The following is a 15,916-nucleotide window of genomic DNA, read 5'->3' on the forward strand; positions in this document are numbered from 1 at the left end:
CCCACGTAGTCGACGTTGAGGTCGAGCATGTGTGCGCCGTCGCGGGTCTGGTCCTTGGCGATGTCCAGGCACTTCTGGTAGTCCGCGGAGAGCATCGCCTCGCGGAAAGCCTTGGAGCCGTTGGAGTTCGTGCGTTCGCCGATCATCAGGATGCTGGCGTCCTGCTCGAACGGCACCGCCGAGTACAGCGAAGAGGTGCTCGGCTCGTGGATCGGCGTGCGCTGGGCCTTCTCGACCTGACGGACCGCGTCGGCGACCGCGCTGATGTGCTCGGGCGTCGTACCGCAGCAGCCACCGACGAGGCCGAGTCCGAACTCGGAGACGAAACCACTGAGGGCTTCGGCCAATTCGTCGGCAGTCAGCGGATACTCGGCGCCCTTGGGACCGAGCTGCGGCAGGCCGGCATTGGGCATGACCGACACCGGCAGCGTGGAGTACTTGGACAGATGACGGAGATGTTCACTCATCTCGGCCGGCCCGGTGGCACAGTTCAGACCGATCATGTCGATACCGAGTGGCTCGAGGGGGTGCAATGAGATCCTCAACGACACCCGTCCCGACGTGCTCAAAGACATCCACCGTGCGTACTTCGCCGCTGGTGCCGATGCCGTCGAGACCAACACCTTCGGTTGCAACCTGCCCAACCTCGCCGACTACGACATCTCTCACCGGATCCGCGAACTCGCGGAAAAAGGCACTGCTCTCGCCCGTGAAGTAGCGGACGAGATGGGACCAGGCCGCGACGGCATGGCCCGATTCGTACTCGGCTCGATGGGACCGGGAACCAAGCTCCCCAGCCTGGGACACGCACCGTACGCAGTCCTGCGTGACGCGTACACCGAAGCTGCGCTCGGCATGATCGACGGTGGCGCCGACGCCATCCTCGTCGAAACCTGCCAGGACCTGCTTCAGGTGAAAGCTGCAATCCTCGGCAGCCAGCGTGCGATGGAGCAACTCGGACTGCGGTTGCCGATCATCACGCACGTGACGGTCGAGACAACCGGAACGATGCTCCTGGGCAGTGAGATCGGTGCGGCGCTGACGGCACTCGAGGCCGAGGAAGTCGTCCAGGGTGAGGTCCGCGGCTTGCAACATGGTGCCCATCGCTCCGTCGCCGATGACAACGCGCTGTTTCAGCGCATCAAGCAGGGCAGAGTTAAATGGGGCAGACAAGCCGCCGACAGCGGGCTCCGAGGAATCAACGGTGTTCGGATCCTTGGTCTCGAAACGGTTCAATGCATTTACCTAACAGGACGATTGCCATCGACACGTAGAAGGACCGCGAACCGTGCCCGCGGACGATGCGGGGCACAGCTCGCGACTGGAGCATGGTCGATGACGAAGCGGAGTAAGAAATGACGGTCAGATCAGTGGCCGTGAAGACCGGGTCGATACTTCAGATTGCTTTAGCGACCGTCAGTAGTACGCACGAGGCCTCCAGCGCTTCGAGAGAATGTCGAGCATTCGGGACGATCAACAGATCGCCGGATGATCCCTCCCAAGCATTCTCGGCTGCGCACAGGCGTACCCGGCCGGTGAGGACATAGACGGTCGCTTCCCCAGGGTTCTCGTGCTCGTCGAGTTTTTGGCCCTCTGCCAGCGCGATGACGGTTTGCCGCAGGACGTGTTCATGGCCGCCGTACACGGTACGAGCGCTACGGCCGCTCTTCGAGTTTTCCGCCTTGTCGGCGAGTTGGCGAGCTAGCGCTGTCAATGACATCTTTTCCACGATGTTCGCTTTCTTTGCGTTTATGCGGTGCTGGCCAGGCATTTCAATCGTTCTCCACTGGTCCGGCCATGAGGAGGTTTCTCAGTTGGTTCATGGGCATCTCAAGGGGCGTTGAATCAGGGCTGATGTGGTGGGGGTGGGTGATCTCGTGTGGTGAGGAACCCCTTGGATCGCGACGTTCGATTTCGTCGAGGTAAGTCGCGCGGGTACGCGCGAGGTGCAGCGCGTCCGTCGTCGAGGGCGATGTCGAGGGACCGTTCTGCAGCGCGGGCAAGCTCATGCGCCAACATCGGCACAGGGCTTCGTCCGAGAGTTGGCTGCAGTCCGGCAACGGAAGAAGCGGCACATCGACGGTGCTGGTGCGTATCAGGGGACTTTTCGGCGAGCACAGGAGTGCCTGTGTGAACTCGACTCTGCCGCCAATGTAGCGATGCACCGGAGCCGAGGTGATGGCCATCAGCAGTATCAACGGTAAGGCAGCAGCGCCGGCGAGCGTGATCAATCCGATGACAGTGACCACCCCTGCCGCCCACGTAGCGCCGTCTCGTAGCGCAATCGGAAGGAGAGTTCGCGGTGGTGGGGTAGTACGACGTGTGATCGGTCGCAGCCAGGGTGAACCCCCTCCGATCAGCACTGCGGCAGTCACCGCCGATACCAGAATGTCGGTTTGGACGGTGATGGCTGCGGCGATCCCCCCTGAAGCGGCCAGGATGACCGCGGTAATCCACCAGATCATGCGATAGATGCTCATGGGGTGTAATCCGTTGTAGTGAGGAAGTTTCCGGCTGTTCATTTCTCGATGCGGTCCGCCGAAACGACGAATATGTTCGATCGCGCGAGCACATCAGCGGTCCCACAAAACATGGGGGAGGGGAATGTGACTGTGCGACAGGAACATTGATATGCGCCGTTTGTACGGTCCTATGTGTCATTGCTGCTCCAGTTGCGCGAGGCACGTATGCGCGGTGTCCCAGGGGGTGAGTGTGCTCTCGATCTGGCGTGCGCCAAGTCGTGTCAGAACTCCGCGTATCAGACCGAGGTGCAAGGAGCAGACAACGCCGGGGTTTTGTCGGGCGACGCTTTCGAACGGGCAGGCGTGCAATCGGATACGCGTTTCGACATTCGAGGGCTCGAGTTCCGGATCGAACCCCATCTCCGCGAACAGGGTGGTGAGGACGAGCGCCGTCTCTTCTGCGGATCGGCCGGCTCCGGAGGTTTCGCCGAGATCATCCAGCGCCCACTGTCGACCTGCTGCCTCGGCGAGGTTTTCCGGATCACCGGAGTGGCGCGCGAAGTGCGCCGCTAAAACGTGGGCTAACTTTTCGTATCCGGAGGTGATCCCGACTCCTGATCCGAGTGGATTCTGTGCCCGGTAGAGCTGGCGTGGACGTCCTCGGGCGACGTTGTGCTCGGTCTCCTTCGCGATCAGGCCGACTTCGATCAACGCGTTGAGGTGGAACCGAACTGTGGTCACATGCAGGTTGCACAGATCCGCCAGTTCGCTGGCGGCCATCGATTCCGCGCCGGCTCGTAAAGCGTCCAGCAGTTGGACTCGCCGCCGGGACGCAAGTACTGCATGGGTGCCGGCGCGCGCAGAACCGGTTCCCTTTCGTATCGCCATACTGTAAGACTTTAGAGGAAAGATTTCCTCGAAAATAGGCGGTGTCCTGAGAGGACGCTCATGACGTACGTGATCGCTGCACCATGTATCGACGTGTTGGACCGGGGGTGCGTCGAGGAATGCCCGGTGGACTGCATCTACGAAGGAGCGCGGTCGCTCTACATCCACCCGGACGAATGCATCGACTGCGGTGCGTGCGAACCGGTCTGCCCGGTCGAGGCCATCTCGTACGAATCCGACGTCCCCGCCCGCTGGGAAGATTTCATCGATGACAATGCCCGCTTCTTCCATCGGCGACTGCCCGGTGCGGCCGAGGTAGTGGGGTCGCCGGGCGGATCCGCGAAGCTTGGTCGCGTAGGCGTCGATACGGAGCTGGTAGGCGGGTATTCGCACTCGAATCGTCCGGATATCGGACCGCCATCTCCCGCGCAGTGAGGAACGGCAATGACTCCCATTGTGACAGAGCTCCTTCCTTCGCGGCCTTACCCGAAACGGCGGGGGCTCAAGGGCACGTTCCTCTATTCCGCTGCCACTACGACCGATCCCAAACAGCTGGGCGTGATGTATCTGGTCACCTCGTTCGCCTTCTTCATGTTGGGCGGATTGATGGCCCTGCTGATCCGGACCGAACTTGCCGTCCCCGGTCTTCAGTTTCTCTCGAACGAGCAGTACAACCAGCTCTTCACCATGCACGGCACGATCATGTTGCTGCTCTATGCCACTCCGATCGTCTTCGGCTTCGCGAACTACATACTTCCCCTGCAGATCGGCGCACCGGATGTGGCGTTCCCGCGACTGAACGCGCTCAGCTACTGGCTGTACCTCTTCGGTGCGCTCATCACCGTATCCGGATTCCTCACCCCCGGAGGAGCCGCCGACTTCGGATGGACGGGATATACCCCGCTGACCAGGGCACTGTCACGTTAGTCGAAAAGTATAGCGGCGCGGCTGGTTTGGGGCAGGACGCTACGGCACGCCGCCGGGACGTTCACTTTCAGGCGGCGGCATCGGTGGCGGTGACTTCCTGCCAGACCGTGAAGCGGTCGGCCATCTCGGTCCGCCATTCGGGCGCAGAGAGTCTGTGCCGGTTGGGCCGGAAATGCGGTGAGATGCCCGAGAAGGCGGACAGGAATCGTTGCGCGTGCCCGGTTGATGTGAAGCGTTTCATCGCACGTTCTCGCTGCCTGGTGGGTTGATGCGAGTTCTCGGCTCGATTGTTCAAATACTTCGACCTGCGATGCTCGACCGAGGCCAGCATCTCGCGGTGCGCCACCTGGTAGCTGGCGAGCTTGTCGGTGACGATCACTCGCGGCACATACTCCAGCCTTTTGAGCAGCTTGCGGAAGAACCGTTTGGCCGCCACCGCATTTCGGCGGGCCTGGACCAGCACGTCGAGCACGTTGCCGTCCTGGTCGACCGCCCGCCATAAGTAATGCAGTGTGCCGTTGATTTTGATGAAGACCTCATCGAGGTACCACTTGTCACCGGGCCGGGCCCGCCGTCGGCGCAGCTGGTTGGCGTAGGCCTGCCCGAACTTGGCGCACCACCGGCGGATCGTCTCGTAACTCACCACGACACCGCGTTCGAGCATCATCTCCTCCACCTCACGGAAGCTAAGCGGGAACCGGAAGTACAACCACACGCAGTGGTTGATGATCTCGACCGGGTAGCGGTGGCCCTTGTACGACAGTGAGGTGCTCACGCCACATTCTCCCAGTTTCCCGCGTTCAACAACGTGACAGTGCCGTAGACACGGCTACGAAAGCTGCGGCGACTTCACACGCATGTACTCACGCAGCTCGTCGTCTCCGGTACCCGGGCAGCATTGTCAGAGCCATCGGCGCCGCATGGTCCCCGTTACTTTGGTGCCCAAATGTAATCGAGCTTGACGCAGTCGACCAGCCTCGACAAGTCCGTGCCTGTGCCCTCTCCGAGAGCGTGAAGAGGGGTTGCCTCGGTCTCCGGATTGATCGATGACGGCGGATTGGTGAGCCGATGAGGAGTGAGCGGCAATCCCTCACGGAAAGTGGGCCAGAACTAGGGGTTGTTGTCAGCGATCGAGCAATACGCGGCGGCTCGCGGCGATGGGACTCTGCGCGGTGAGACCCCCGTCGAGTACCAGCGTTTGACCGCTCATGTATCGGGACTCGTCCGATGCGAGGTAGACCATCGCCCAGCCGATGTCCTCGGGATCACCGATCATATCGAGGGCGTTGTGTTGCCGGATTTCATCGATGACCTCTGCGGGGACGTTGTCGCGGAAGGACGGGTGTCATGACCGCACCCGGAGCAACAGCGTTGCAACGGATTCCTTGCTTACCGTACTGAGTGGCAATGTATTGGGTCAGGCGAATGACAGCCGCTTTCGCTGCGCCGTAGGCGCACTGGAGAGTATCCCCAGCGAGACCTCCGATCGAGGCGGTGTTGATGATCGAACCGCCGCCGGCGACGAGCGTATGTGGCAGCGCCAATTGTGAGGTGACTACCGTGCTTCGGGCATTCAACGCCATCGTCCGGTCCCACTCGTAGAGGTCGAGGCGCAACAGGTCGAGATCCTTACGCGGGTTGCTTCCGCCGACGTGGTTGCACAGAACATTGATACCGCCGAATTCGGTGGCAGCGCGGTCGATCATGGTGGCTACTGATTTTCGTCCATCACGTCGACCGCGATACCTACGGCGCGATCCCCGACCTCTGAGCGGGAGGTTTCGGCAGCAGTATTCGAGGCGGCGTCCCCGTCGAGGTCAGCGATCAGGACACTTGCGCCCTCTGTGACCATGAGCTCGGCGGCGGCGCGCCCGATCCCGCTCGCGGCTCCGGTGATGACGATTTTCTTGCCAGCAAGGCGATTCATGAGAGTTCCTCTCGCAGAAGTCGTACAGAATAAGGTGCTTGTTCTCACTGTGCCGCCCCGAGCCTCACAGTGCCGCCCGAAAGTATTACGGGCGGCACTGTGTCGGGGCCGGGTGCGCCGTGGAGTCTGTCAGTGGGAAGCGTGTGCGGGCGAAGTCGTCGGCGTGGGCTTACGCAGATGGGTGAGTACAAGAAGGACCACCGTCAACAGGAGCCATCCACCCAGGATCAACAGCCCGTGGCCGATCCCCGTGCTTCCGAAGTAGACGATCGAGCGTGCTGCGTCCATCGCTCCGGCGCCGATCCAGAAGTGACTGAGACCGGACCAGAATCCGGGGAGAAAGTCCGCTGGGAAGGCTGCGCCTGCGCTCGGGAAGTTGAGGAAGATCATCAACAGCATCACGATCATGATCGCCGTCTTACCGAACACGCGGTTGGCGAGAATACTGACCAATCCGACGGTGAACGTGTACGTGAAGATCACAGCCAACAGGCCGAGATTTTCGACGAAGGATGCTTCGTAGAACCCGACGAAGATGGCGGAGACAAAGTACGACACCATCACGCCGATGACCGCCATCACCGCGAGCACACCGAGTTTGACACGCAGCTCCATCGCCGGAGCAACCTGCGCGAGCACGGTAATTGTCAAGTAGCCGATGATTGTGCACACCACCAGCAGGTAGAACAGTGCAGAACCCGTCGGGTCGTCAGCCGCGAGAGGTGCATGATCGATGATATTCGCCTGCTGCCCCTGGGCAGCTGCCAGCGGCTGGGCCAATCCCTCGACAGCCTGAACCCGCATCGGCCCTTCGGCGGAGGCGATGTGGACGTTCATCGGCGTCCCCAGTTCGATCACGCCGGCGATCTCGCGGCCTTGCAGTCGCTCCAGTGCTGCTGCGGTGTCCGTTGTGGTCGCGAGGTCGAACTTGTCCCCGACGTTCGGCGCGAGCTGTTCGACCAAGGCCGACGTGGCGGACTGCGGCCCAGCGACCACGACCCCGACATGATGCGGCGTCGGGCTGTGGAACGCGCTGACATAGCAGAGCGCGAACATCACAGCGAAGAAGATGGGGAACACCATCGCCTCGATGACGGGCCGCCACAAAGTGCGGCCGGGCGCAGCGTGGGTCGCCGGAGCATTTGCATGCTCCAGGAGGTGAGTGGGCGCGATAGGTTCGCTGAGTATGGGGCAGCGGTGAACGAGCCGCCGCTACGGCGGGTTTTCGTCAGAACTTTACGAAACGTCGATTCCGGATCACCTGTGTTGCACGGAAAACGATTGCTGCGCCGGAGGTTACGTCGACCGCCCGAGTGCGTTTCCGGGAACCTCCTGTCCTACGGCGGTACGGGATGAAGCGATGAAACCGGCGGCGAGAAGGAGTGAAGGGTCGATTGGTAGGCGGCCGAACGAGGGGAGGGCATAAGGGGCTCCGTTCACCAGTACAAGGCATGAGCGCCAGGAACGCAAAACTAAAACCTGCCCTTCTGCCGGGCGTCATTGCCGACGTTGTGGGGCCGGGGCGATTGCAGCGAATGCGATCCAGGGGCGTCGAGATTGAGCGCTTCGACGAAGGAGCCTCCACAAGAACGGATCGGACACTCCCTGCGCTGAAACGATCGGGAGTGATTCTCGTGCGGTGTGGCCGAGATAACGAGACATGTGCTGGACGGGGAAACTTGACGTGTAACGCACATATGAGGTGAAACGATGTGCGCCGGCCTGCTGTTTCGCCCGTCCTCGCCCCACTTAGTCACAAAACTGAAAATTGTCTACCTTAACCGTGAGGAATATACTTTACGGTTTTTCCGCTATGGTGGGCGGAGTGAGGCCACATGGGCTGTATGCGAGATATGCCAGGTTTCGGGCGCGGACGGATGCGCGGTCGTTGGCTGTGCTCTTGAGCACGGGCGGAGCCCTTCCCCTGCCGGTGATCGCGCTGTTGTCTCCGGCGCTCCTTCGCGCGGGAGCGGGCCCGTACCTCGTCGGTATCTGGGCGAGTACGTTGGCGATCTTCCTTCTGACGCTGGCCGTAGGTCGGTTGTCGGATCGAATGTTTTCCGTCGTGGGTTTGATCGGGATGGTGGGTATCGCTGTATCCGCGTATCTGGTCACCGATCCGCTGGCGGCCCGGGGCATCGTCACTCTGCTCTCGGCGATACCTGCTATCGCGGCGATGGCGTCGAGTCGACGGGTCATCGTCGGGCATACGATCGTCGCGATTGCACTGGCCTGTGCGGTAGCGATTGTCGTGGCCCACGGATTCGCTGCTGCTCTGGTGAGCTGCACTGTGTCGGCGACGGTCATTTGGTTGCCGGTGTTCATGATCGGTGCCTTGCGCCGCTCTCTGGTGTTGACCCAAGCGCGGTACCGGGAGTTGGCTCATACCGATCCGTTGACGAATCTGCCTAATCGCCGAGGATTTCTCGATCGTATCGAGCGGTATCACCGCACCTCCACGGTCAGTTCCGCGCAGGTCGGTTTCCTGATGATCGATGTCGATCATTTCAAGCAGATCAATGATCTGTTCGGGCACAGCGCGGGGGATCAGACCCTCCGCAGTGTCGTTGCGGCCATCACGCGGACGGCGACTGCGCGAGTGCTGATCGCCAGGTCCGGCGGCGAAGAATTCGTCGCATTCTTCGCCGCCGCGGATGTGGACGACGTGATGACTCTCGCCGAACGGATCCGAGCGTCGGTCGCCGAGTCCTGCGACGTGACGGTCAGTATCGGGGCGATCTACTGCACCCTCGACGATCACGCTGGCTCCCCGGACATGTCGTTGGGGGAGTTGACTGATCTTCTGACCCATCGTGCCGATGCCCTCATGTACGCCGCTAAAGCAGAGGGACGAAATACGGTTCGGTACCAACACCTTCCGCCGTTGAGGGTGAACATGGTGCATGGGCAGCACAGTGATGTCAGCAGGCCCGCATTGTTCGAGATCACGACATCAGCGACCGACCCTGTTCACTAGCGAAATCACGGCGGCGCTGTGAACACGGGTCGTTTGCTCGTGCACTGTGTTTTTCGTCGTGATCGGGCACAGTGTCCGGTGCTCGGACCACATCAGTGGCCACACCGCAGGATCAGCGTCGGCACGCAGCGATCGACGATCCCACCACATCATGCGAGTGCGATAACGCGCATCGGGATACGCGGCCGCCGGTATCCGTACATCGACCCTGCCTCCGGAGGATTCCCACCTGCTCAGCACGTGGTCAGCGGCAGTGGCCAGCACGAAACGAGACTGCAGTCGCTCCATCGTCGGCAACGCCACCCTCGCCAGTGCAGCAGACAACTTCCCGGCGTATCGCGACCCGGGGGATACCCACGCCGATTTCATTTCCACCACCCCCTCGGGGATTCGGGCAGCGATTGTCTCTCGAACAGCGTCCAGGGCGCGGTTACCCGTCCATTCGACCATCGCATGGGACTGACTAGCGCAGACGTATGGTCCCTGTGCGCGTACCCCGCCCACGACCACCCCGTCGCCGTCGACGAGAGCGTAGAACAGTGAGGTCGAAACACCGTCTCGCACTGCCGGCACATCCAAGGCTGCTTGCGCTCCGTGACGCCTGTAGGACTCCCACGCACCGGACAAGTATTCGTCCCACAGATAGTCGTCCGTCGCGGGATACGAGAGGACCAATCGGACACCGTCGGTGCCGGGCACCTCGACAGCAGCATGACTCGCCTCGACGCTGCCGCGTGTGTATTCGGTGATCACTGTCATCACATTTCCCCTTTGTTGAAGAAGTCCGGACCTGCGCCGTTGGCAGCCGGAATACCGCGCGTACCACCCAGGCGGGTCCGCGCTCGCTGATTGTCCGCTGACATGCCGGCTCGAGCCTCCCGACACCCGCCGCTGCGTCGTCACCCCACCCTGGTGAGCAACACCTGGCGCAAGGAGTGCTTGGATGGAGGGGACGGACGAGTGATCAAGGCCCGCCGCGCAACTGAGAAGCGGAAGGGATCGTGATGCAGGACTTCTCCGGTACAGACCAAGCCTCGGCAATGAACGAGACAACGGAGCGGCGGGTGGAACTTTTCGACGAATCCGACCCGGCGCAGATGCAGCGGGTGAGCGCACTGCGCACCTCCGGAGCAAGGGTTCTCGACACACTGGCCGAGCAACGACAGTCGCTGCTCGATCTCCGCCCAGAGTCCGACGCCGACGAGATCGCCGAACCCTCGCACTGGATTTACTACCCGTGGCGCCATACCTTGGTCCGTCTGCTCGGCCCCAGCGGGTTTCGTCGTCTGCGGCTCGATCGCAACCGCAACAAGATCACCAGCGAGGAACAACGCGCACTCTCACGGCTGCGCATCGGGATCGTCGGACTCAGCGTCGGCAGCGCCATCGCCCATGCTCTTGCTCTCGAAGGCGTCGTCGGCTACCTCCGTCTGGCGGACTTCGACGACCTAGACCTGTCCAACCTTAACCGGCTTTCGGCCACAGTCCTCGATCTCGGCGTCAACAAGGCAACTCTGGCTCGACAACGCATCGCCGAACTGGACCCGTACCTGCCCGTCGACGCCTGGACCGAAGGTGTCGACGAAGCGAGCATCGACGACTTCCTCGCCGGACTGGACCTGGTGATCGAAGAGTGCGACTCCTTCGATGTGAAGGTCCTCGTTCGCGACCGGGCGAGGCAGCGGGGCATCCCGGTCATCATGGAAACCAGCGACCGCGGTCTCTTCGACGTCGAACGATTCGACCTCGAACCCGCCAGGCCACTCTTTCACGGGCTGGTCGGAGATCTCGACGCTGCCACCGTATCCGGGCTGAGCGTGCAAGAAAAAATTCCCTTCGGCTTACGCATCCTGCAGGGGGCCGAGATTTCGGCCCGCATGGCCGCCTCGGTCCTGGAAGTGGGCACCACCGTGGCCACCTGGCCTCAACTCGGCGGGGACGTTTTGCTGGGCGGGGCGTCTGTGGTCGCCGCGATCCGCCGGTTCGGTCTCGGTGAGGCTCTTCCCTCGGGGAGGGTGCGCATCGATATCGGTCAGCACCTCGATCAACTGACCGACCCACACATTCCCTCCGACTCGATCGCCTCACCGGCGACAAACGGTTCGCGTCCGATCGATCTGCGAGCACAGTACGACGCGCTCCCCGATACCGAAGCCGTCGCTTTCGCTGCCGCACGCGCTCCGTCGGGAGGTAACTCGCAACCGTGGATCATTCACACGGACGAGACTGCGCTGACTCTGCGTCTCGACGAAACCCGCTCGTCGAGTGTGGATATCGAGTACCGCGGAAGTTTCGTCGCGCTCGGTGCCGCACTGCACAACGCTCGCGTCGCCGCGGCACACCGACATATCCTCGGCGACACCGTCATCATCGGCGACGGTAAGGCGACCTCCGCGCGGATCAAGTTCACTGCCGGCACCGACATCTCGCTCACCGACCAACTACCCGGGATGCTCCATCGCAGCACACACCGCGCTCTGCCCGATCCCGGCCTGCCGCCGTGCGATCCGACGGACCTCGCACACCTGGCGGCGCGTCTGTCCTCCCCGACCGTCGCAGTCCACCTGATCCAGGACGGGGAGACGATCACACGGTTGGCCGAGAACATCAGTGCCACCGACCGCATCCGATTCCTCACCGACACTCTGCATCGAGAGATGATCTCCGAGCTACGCTGGCCACATTCGCGCGACCTCGCCAGTGGTATCGAGGTTTCCAGCTTGGGTATCCCTACTTCAGAACTCGCCGCCCTCGAACTCCTCCGCCGCCCCGACGTGATGGAACAACTGAACAACTGGGATGCCGGGCAAGCGCTCCGAGCACAGACCCGCACCCGCCTGGCCTCCAGCGACGCCGTCGCCGTCATCACTCAGCAGGGAACCGCCGCCGCAGACTACATCCGCAGCGGAGCACGCGCCGAAGAGTTCTGGATACGCGCCCAATCGCTCGGCTACTCCTTACACCCCCTCACACCCGTGTCTCTCTACGCCACCGACGCCGACCACCTGCGCGCCCTCGCGCCGACCCGAGCCCGCGAACTCGCAGCACTGTCGGACGAGCTGACCGCGCTCACCGCACATCAGCCGGGTGAGCATGTAGCGCTCATTCTGCGCATCTTCCGCACGAGCAGTTCTGCCCCGCCGAGCCGACGCCGATCCCAGCGGGAACCGTAATTTTCGGATGACACTCAATGGCAGACCTCTGATTCGCACCGAAACCAGGGCAGTCGAGCGAGGGCAACCCGAGTTTGCCGTACGCGACTGCCTGGTGGGCAACGCACGTATACCGGGCAAGCGGACGCTGCAATCATCTCGAAGGAGGCCGCAAGCCTCGTGTCAGGGTTGAACCGTCGATGACGAAGTCAGAAGGACGGGAAACATGCTCGCTACAGTGCCGTGGCGCAAGCCCTGGCCCGTGAGAGCGGCGAACCACGGACCTGCGAGACCACGTTCATCGACCGCCTCTCCGCTCAGGCCGCTTACCGGCAGCGATGATCACCGCAACGGCAGCGGCACCGAGTGACGCGGCCGTGACGATGTGCTTGGTATTTCCCATAGCGTGCGTTGGGCCGCCGATCGGCATTTCCTTGCGTTTCGGGGTATCGACGTCAGTGCAGACACCATCCGATCCTTCGGCGTGGCCCTCGAAGTTGTGTGCCTGACGCAATTCTCGTCCACGTTCGAGTTCGGAATCGAGCTCTGCGCCGAACAGCAAGGCCAGGTTGGTGATCCACAGCCACAACAGGAACACGATCGCACCGGCGAGGGAGCCGTAGGTTTTGTTGTAACTACTGAAGTTCGCGACGTAGAAACCGAAGATTACCGATGCGAGAATCCACACCACGATGGCCAAGGCGGCACCGCCGCTGATCCATCGAAACTTGGGCTGCTGGATGTTCGGAGGCGCGTAGTACAAAATCGCAACAGCGAGAACGACGAACACCAGTACCACCGGCCAGCGAGCGATGTTCCATACCGTCAACGCGGTATCACCCGCCCCACTCGCATCTCCGATCGCTCGTGCGACAGGACCGCTGACTGCCAACATCACTGCCGCACAACCGATCAATGCCAATGCCGTCACAGTGACGAGCAGCATCGTCGGCCGAAGCTTCCACACCGGCCGGCCTTCTTCGACCTCATACATTCGGTTCAACGCTCGCCCAAACGCCACGAGATAGCCGGAAGCGGACCAGAGCGCGCCCGCGATGCCGGCGATGAGGGCGAATCCCGCGGCAGGAGCCTCCACGTGCTGCTGGACGGGTTCCTTCAAGGTTTCCACGGCAGAAGACGGACCGAGATCGCTCACGATCTGCAGAACCGCGTCGACGGTCGACTGCCCCTGCCCGAAGACGCCGAGGAGTGATACCACTGCCAAGACTGCCGGAAACAGCGACAGCACAGAGTAATACGTCAACGCGGCCGCGAGGTCGGTGCACTGATCGCGCGAGAACTGACGAGCGGTCGCGCGCAGGACGTAAATCCATGACCGCTTCGTCAGTTCGGTGGGGGACTGCGGTGGAGAACGGGGTTTTTCCGGATGCGGTGAAGAAGGAGTCGATGTCGCCTTTGGCGAGGGTGTGGGTGGGTTCGTAGAACTTGCACTGGATCGCGGTGTAGTCGCCGGTGTCGCGTTCGCGGGCGACGAGGTCGATACCGGTGTCGGGCTTTCCCCTACGACCGGGCCAGTCGATCCACCGCCACACCTTCTCGTACTGCTGCGACAGCATCGGGTCGAGCTCGAAGTACCGGACCATCAACTGCTCGAACTTGGTTCCCCGTTCGGAATTCGAGGGTGCTTTACGGAACGCCTCGATGACCTCGTGAACTGAACCCATGAACCCGACCAACCTTTCCGATACCGAACCGTGCCAGGTCATCCTCCCCTGACGCCGTGCGGGGCGCGGCACAGGTACTGGGTAGTCGTGTCGGCTCGGCGTCAACCGGAAATATCGGCCATGCCCAAGTCGCCGCTACGGTATCTCTGTGAGACTGAGCCGAATCGTGGTCAAAAACTTCCGCAATCTCGTCAACATCGACGTGCCACTGACCCGCCACACTGTGATCGTTGGCGAGAATCGGTCGGGCAAGAGCAACCTGTTGCACGCGATGCGCCTAGTTCTCGACAACACGATTTCCGGCGATCAGCGACGATTGCGGCCAGAGGACTTCTGGGAGGGCCTCGCAACCGCAGACGCAGATCCGACCAGCAGCGGCGAGTCAATTGAAGTGTCCTTGGAGGTGACAGATTTCGAGGACGAAGCTTCCGTCGTCGCAACCCTCGGCGACGCTCTCGTGACCGGAAAACCGTTGACCGCCAGGCTCACCTACCGGTGGGAGCCAGATCCGCTGGTTGATGAGGACGTCGTCTACCGTGCGCGACTCTACGGGGGAGCTGACGACCAGCACATCTCAGGCGATGTGCGTGATCGTCTGATCACTGTGTTCATGCATGCCCTCCGCGACGTCGAGAGCGACGTCAAGAGCTGGCGCCGATCTCCGCTTCGAGCGCTTCTCGATCGTCCGTGTCCTGGCCAACAACGGCCTGGTCGGATCGATGGGGCGTGTCGGAGCATGTGGTGACAATGCCTCGATGGAATCGTTTTTCTCGCTCCTGCAGAACAACGTCCTCGACACGAGACGGTGGGGTACCCAGCAAGAACTTCGGATCGCAATCGTCACGTGGATCGAACGCACCTACCACCGACGACGCCGACAACGCGCCCTCGGCAAGCTCACCCCCATCGAGTACGAGATGATCATGACACCAGCGAACATGCTGGCGGCCTAAACGAACGAGTCAACGGAACCTTCAGCAGCCCCGGGATGTGCCGGACACCGTGCTCATCGGCGGTGGCGACGTCGATGAGGCAGAAGATCCACAGGACGATGATCAGTCCGCCCAGATACGGCGTCGGTATTACCTCCCGGTGTTGACGGAGTCGCCAGATTGTGAAGATCTCATTGTAGACCGGGCGGTTTGTGTGAAAGAAGCACCGATCAGCGTGGTAGTCGAAATGTCCCGAGATCGCAGGTCGCCTTCGGACGGTTCGAGCAGCTTGCCGCCGTCACTATCGCGCCGGATCTGACCCGGTACGACGACTGCTTGTCGACAGTCGTCGACGTCCTACGCTCGATAAGTCTCGCCGGACGTGATACTCGGCCGCCACTGGTCACTCTGATCGCTTCGGCCACTGAGGGTCGATCATGGTTGCCTGCCGGCTAAGTCAATGCGTGACCCACCACTGGTATAGAGCGGCACGATCGTTTTCTGGAGACCCGACATATCCGTCCGCGACTTCATTGTCGCTGCTCTCACCACGATGGGTGCCAGTGACGGCTCACCTCTGTCGCTGCAGTCCAGGCTGAGCACGTCCAACACTTTGCCCATCGACTGCGCTGGATATCCGGTTCCTGAACGCTTTGCGAGCTCCCCGTACGTGATCTTCTTACCGCTTTTCGCGACGTCGATGAGGACGGAACGAGCGACATCAAGCGTCGTTGACAGCAATTCCGTGACGGTTACCTCGGCATTGCCCTTCCACGGAATGGTGATGGTCGATTGAGATTTCCACATCGGAGCTTCTACGGTCATTCGTCCTCATTCTCGTTTGCCGGGCAGCGTCGACTTGAGATTCGCTGCTAGTGCCGCGCGCCTAAAATTCTTTGACAGTGCGATTTGAGATACTTCAAGCATGCGGATTAAGCCCCTACTCTTGCGAGACGGCGACGATCT

13 protein-coding genes and 6 pseudogenes are annotated in these 15,916 nt (G+C 61.7%); 7 read left to right on the forward strand and 12 right to left on the reverse strand.

All coding sequences use genetic code 11. From position 1 onward, the window contains the following. Window positions 1–536, reverse strand: a pseudogene (locus ACZ3J7_RS39755) (homocysteine S-methyltransferase family protein); the annotation flags it as partial. On the opposite strand from ACZ3J7_RS39755, the pseudogene ACZ3J7_RS39760 reads away from it, so the two are divergent. Continuing rightward, window positions 526–1,053, forward strand: a pseudogene (locus ACZ3J7_RS39760) (homocysteine S-methyltransferase family protein); the annotation flags it as partial. The pseudogenes ACZ3J7_RS39755 and ACZ3J7_RS39760 overlap by 11 nt on opposite strands. 343 nt (window positions 1,054–1,396) lie before the next feature. Here ACZ3J7_RS39760 and ACZ3J7_RS39765 read toward each other — a convergent pair. From ACZ3J7_RS39765 to ACZ3J7_RS39775, 3 genes are all read right to left on the reverse strand, one after another. Next, the gene (locus ACZ3J7_RS39765) at window positions 1,397–1,729 is read right to left on the reverse strand and encodes a cupin domain-containing protein (RefSeq protein WP_070159670.1); all 333 of its coding nucleotides are present in this window, start codon (window positions 1,727–1,729) and stop codon (window positions 1,397–1,399) included. A gap of 43 nt (window positions 1,730–1,772) precedes the next feature. Continuing rightward, a complete protein-coding gene (locus ACZ3J7_RS39770; RefSeq protein WP_231783828.1) occupies window positions 1,773–2,480 on the reverse strand; it encodes a hypothetical protein in 708 nt (235 codons plus the stop codon). Between the two features lie 177 nt (window positions 2,481–2,657). Next, window positions 2,658–3,350, reverse strand: coding sequence for a helix-turn-helix transcriptional regulator (locus tag ACZ3J7_RS39775; RefSeq protein WP_073513830.1), 693 nt, complete (start codon window positions 3,348–3,350; stop codon window positions 2,658–2,660). A gap of 60 nt (window positions 3,351–3,410) precedes the next feature. Between ACZ3J7_RS39775 and fdxA the strand changes: the two genes are divergently transcribed. After that, window positions 3,411–3,785 (forward strand): ferredoxin, encoded by a 375-nt coding sequence (gene fdxA, locus ACZ3J7_RS39780; protein WP_070159664.1) that lies wholly within the window; start codon window positions 3,411–3,413, stop codon window positions 3,783–3,785. 9 nt (window positions 3,786–3,794) lie between these two features. Beyond that, window positions 3,795–4,268, forward strand: a pseudogene (locus ACZ3J7_RS39785) (cbb3-type cytochrome c oxidase subunit I); the annotation flags it as partial. 76 nt (window positions 4,269–4,344) lie between these two features. Here the strand turns inward: ACZ3J7_RS39785 and ACZ3J7_RS39790 are convergent. The 4 genes and pseudogenes from ACZ3J7_RS39790 to ACZ3J7_RS39805 all read right to left on the reverse strand — a co-directional run bounded on the left by ACZ3J7_RS39790 (window position 4,345) and on the right by ACZ3J7_RS39805 (window position 7,287). After that, window positions 4,345–5,052 carry an IS6 family transposase gene (locus tag ACZ3J7_RS39790; protein WP_070161960.1) on the reverse strand — a complete coding sequence of 236 codons (708 nt, stop codon included), beginning with the start codon at window positions 5,050–5,052 and terminating at the stop codon, window positions 4,345–4,347. Between the two features lie 348 nt (window positions 5,053–5,400). Further along, window positions 5,401–5,553, reverse strand: a complete 153-nt coding sequence (locus ACZ3J7_RS39795; protein ID WP_003945965.1) for an SDR family oxidoreductase — start codon at window positions 5,551–5,553, stop codon at window positions 5,401–5,403. Between the two features lie 25 nt (window positions 5,554–5,578). Then, window positions 5,579–6,204 (reverse strand): annotated as a pseudogene (locus tag ACZ3J7_RS39800) (SDR family NAD(P)-dependent oxidoreductase). Window positions 6,205–6,333: 129 nt separating this feature from the next. Next, window positions 6,334–7,287 (reverse strand): hypothetical protein, encoded by a 954-nt coding sequence (locus ACZ3J7_RS39805; RefSeq protein WP_206030026.1) that lies wholly within the window; start codon window positions 7,285–7,287, stop codon window positions 6,334–6,336. An 811-nt stretch (window positions 7,288–8,098) separates the two neighbouring features. Between ACZ3J7_RS39805 and ACZ3J7_RS39810 the strand changes: the two genes are divergently transcribed. Then, a complete protein-coding gene (locus ACZ3J7_RS39810; protein ID WP_050794093.1) occupies window positions 8,099–9,181 on the forward strand; it encodes a GGDEF domain-containing protein in 1,083 nt (360 codons plus the stop codon). Here the strand turns inward: ACZ3J7_RS39810 and ACZ3J7_RS39815 are convergent. Next, window positions 9,158–9,940: a hypothetical protein gene (locus tag ACZ3J7_RS39815; protein WP_073513797.1), complete on the reverse strand. Its 783-nt coding sequence runs from the start codon at window positions 9,938–9,940 to the stop codon at window positions 9,158–9,160. The genes ACZ3J7_RS39810 and ACZ3J7_RS39815 overlap by 24 nt on opposite strands. A 245-nt stretch (window positions 9,941–10,185) precedes the next feature. On the opposite strand from ACZ3J7_RS39815, the gene ACZ3J7_RS39820 reads away from it, so the two are divergent. Next, window positions 10,186–12,354, forward strand: a complete 2,169-nt coding sequence (locus tag ACZ3J7_RS39820) for an Rv1355c family protein (RefSeq protein WP_085989964.1) — start codon at window positions 10,186–10,188, stop codon at window positions 12,352–12,354. A gap of 277 nt (window positions 12,355–12,631) precedes the next feature. Here ACZ3J7_RS39820 and ACZ3J7_RS39825 read toward each other — a convergent pair whose 3' ends face one another. After that, window positions 12,632–13,681, reverse strand: coding sequence for a YihY/virulence factor BrkB family protein (locus tag ACZ3J7_RS39825; RefSeq protein ID WP_232509049.1), 1,050 nt, complete (start codon window positions 13,679–13,681; stop codon window positions 12,632–12,634). Between the two features lie 70 nt (window positions 13,682–13,751). Then, window positions 13,752–14,060 (reverse strand): annotated as a pseudogene (locus ACZ3J7_RS39830) (restriction endonuclease); the annotation flags it as partial. Between the two features lie 124 nt (window positions 14,061–14,184). Between ACZ3J7_RS39830 and ACZ3J7_RS39835 the strand changes: the two are divergent. Continuing rightward, complete coding sequence (locus tag ACZ3J7_RS39835) at window positions 14,185–14,763, forward strand: AAA family ATPase (protein WP_003945961.1); 579 nt, start codon at window positions 14,185–14,187, stop codon at window positions 14,761–14,763. Next, window positions 14,711–14,971: pseudogene (locus ACZ3J7_RS39840) on the forward strand (integrase core domain-containing protein); the annotation flags it as partial. The gene ACZ3J7_RS39835 and the pseudogene ACZ3J7_RS39840, both read left to right, overlap by 53 nt. Window positions 14,972–15,385: 414 nt before the next feature. Here the strand turns inward: ACZ3J7_RS39840 and ACZ3J7_RS39845 are convergent. Further along, entirely contained in the window at window positions 15,386–15,775 is a 390-nt protein-coding gene (locus tag ACZ3J7_RS39845) for a hypothetical protein (RefSeq protein ID WP_003945960.1), read from the reverse strand. Window positions 15,776–15,916 lie beyond the last annotated feature (141 nt).

Source organism: Kitasatospora sp. NPDC015121, from assembly GCF_055562955.1.

Excerpts from the sequence above, each read along its gene's own strand:
- ACZ3J7_RS39770 (WP_231783828.1), bottom strand. The coding sequence starts at position 2,480 with ATGAGCATCTATCGCATGATCTGGTGGATTACCGCGGTCATCCTGGCC.
- ACZ3J7_RS39775 (WP_073513830.1), bottom strand. The coding sequence starts at position 3,350 with ATGGCGATACGAAAGGGAACCGGTTCTGCGCGCGCCGGCACCCATGCA.
- fdxA (WP_070159664.1), top strand. The coding sequence starts at position 3,411 with ATGACGTACGTGATCGCTGCACCATGTATCGACGTGTTGGACCGGGGG.
- ACZ3J7_RS39795 (WP_003945965.1), bottom strand. The coding sequence starts at position 5,553 with ATGATCGGTGATCCCGAGGACATCGGCTGGGCGATGGTCTACCTCGCA.
- ACZ3J7_RS39805 (WP_206030026.1), bottom strand. The coding sequence starts at position 7,287 with ATGGTGTTCCCCATCTTCTTCGCTGTGATGTTCGCGCTCTGCTATGTC.
- ACZ3J7_RS39815 (WP_073513797.1), bottom strand. The coding sequence starts at position 9,940 with ATGACAGTGATCACCGAATACACACGCGGCAGCGTCGAGGCGAGTCAT.
- ACZ3J7_RS39820 (WP_085989964.1), top strand. The coding sequence starts at position 10,186 with ATGCAGGACTTCTCCGGTACAGACCAAGCCTCGGCAATGAACGAGACA.
- ACZ3J7_RS39845 (WP_003945960.1), bottom strand. The coding sequence starts at position 15,775 with ATGACCGTAGAAGCTCCGATGTGGAAATCTCAATCGACCATCACCATT.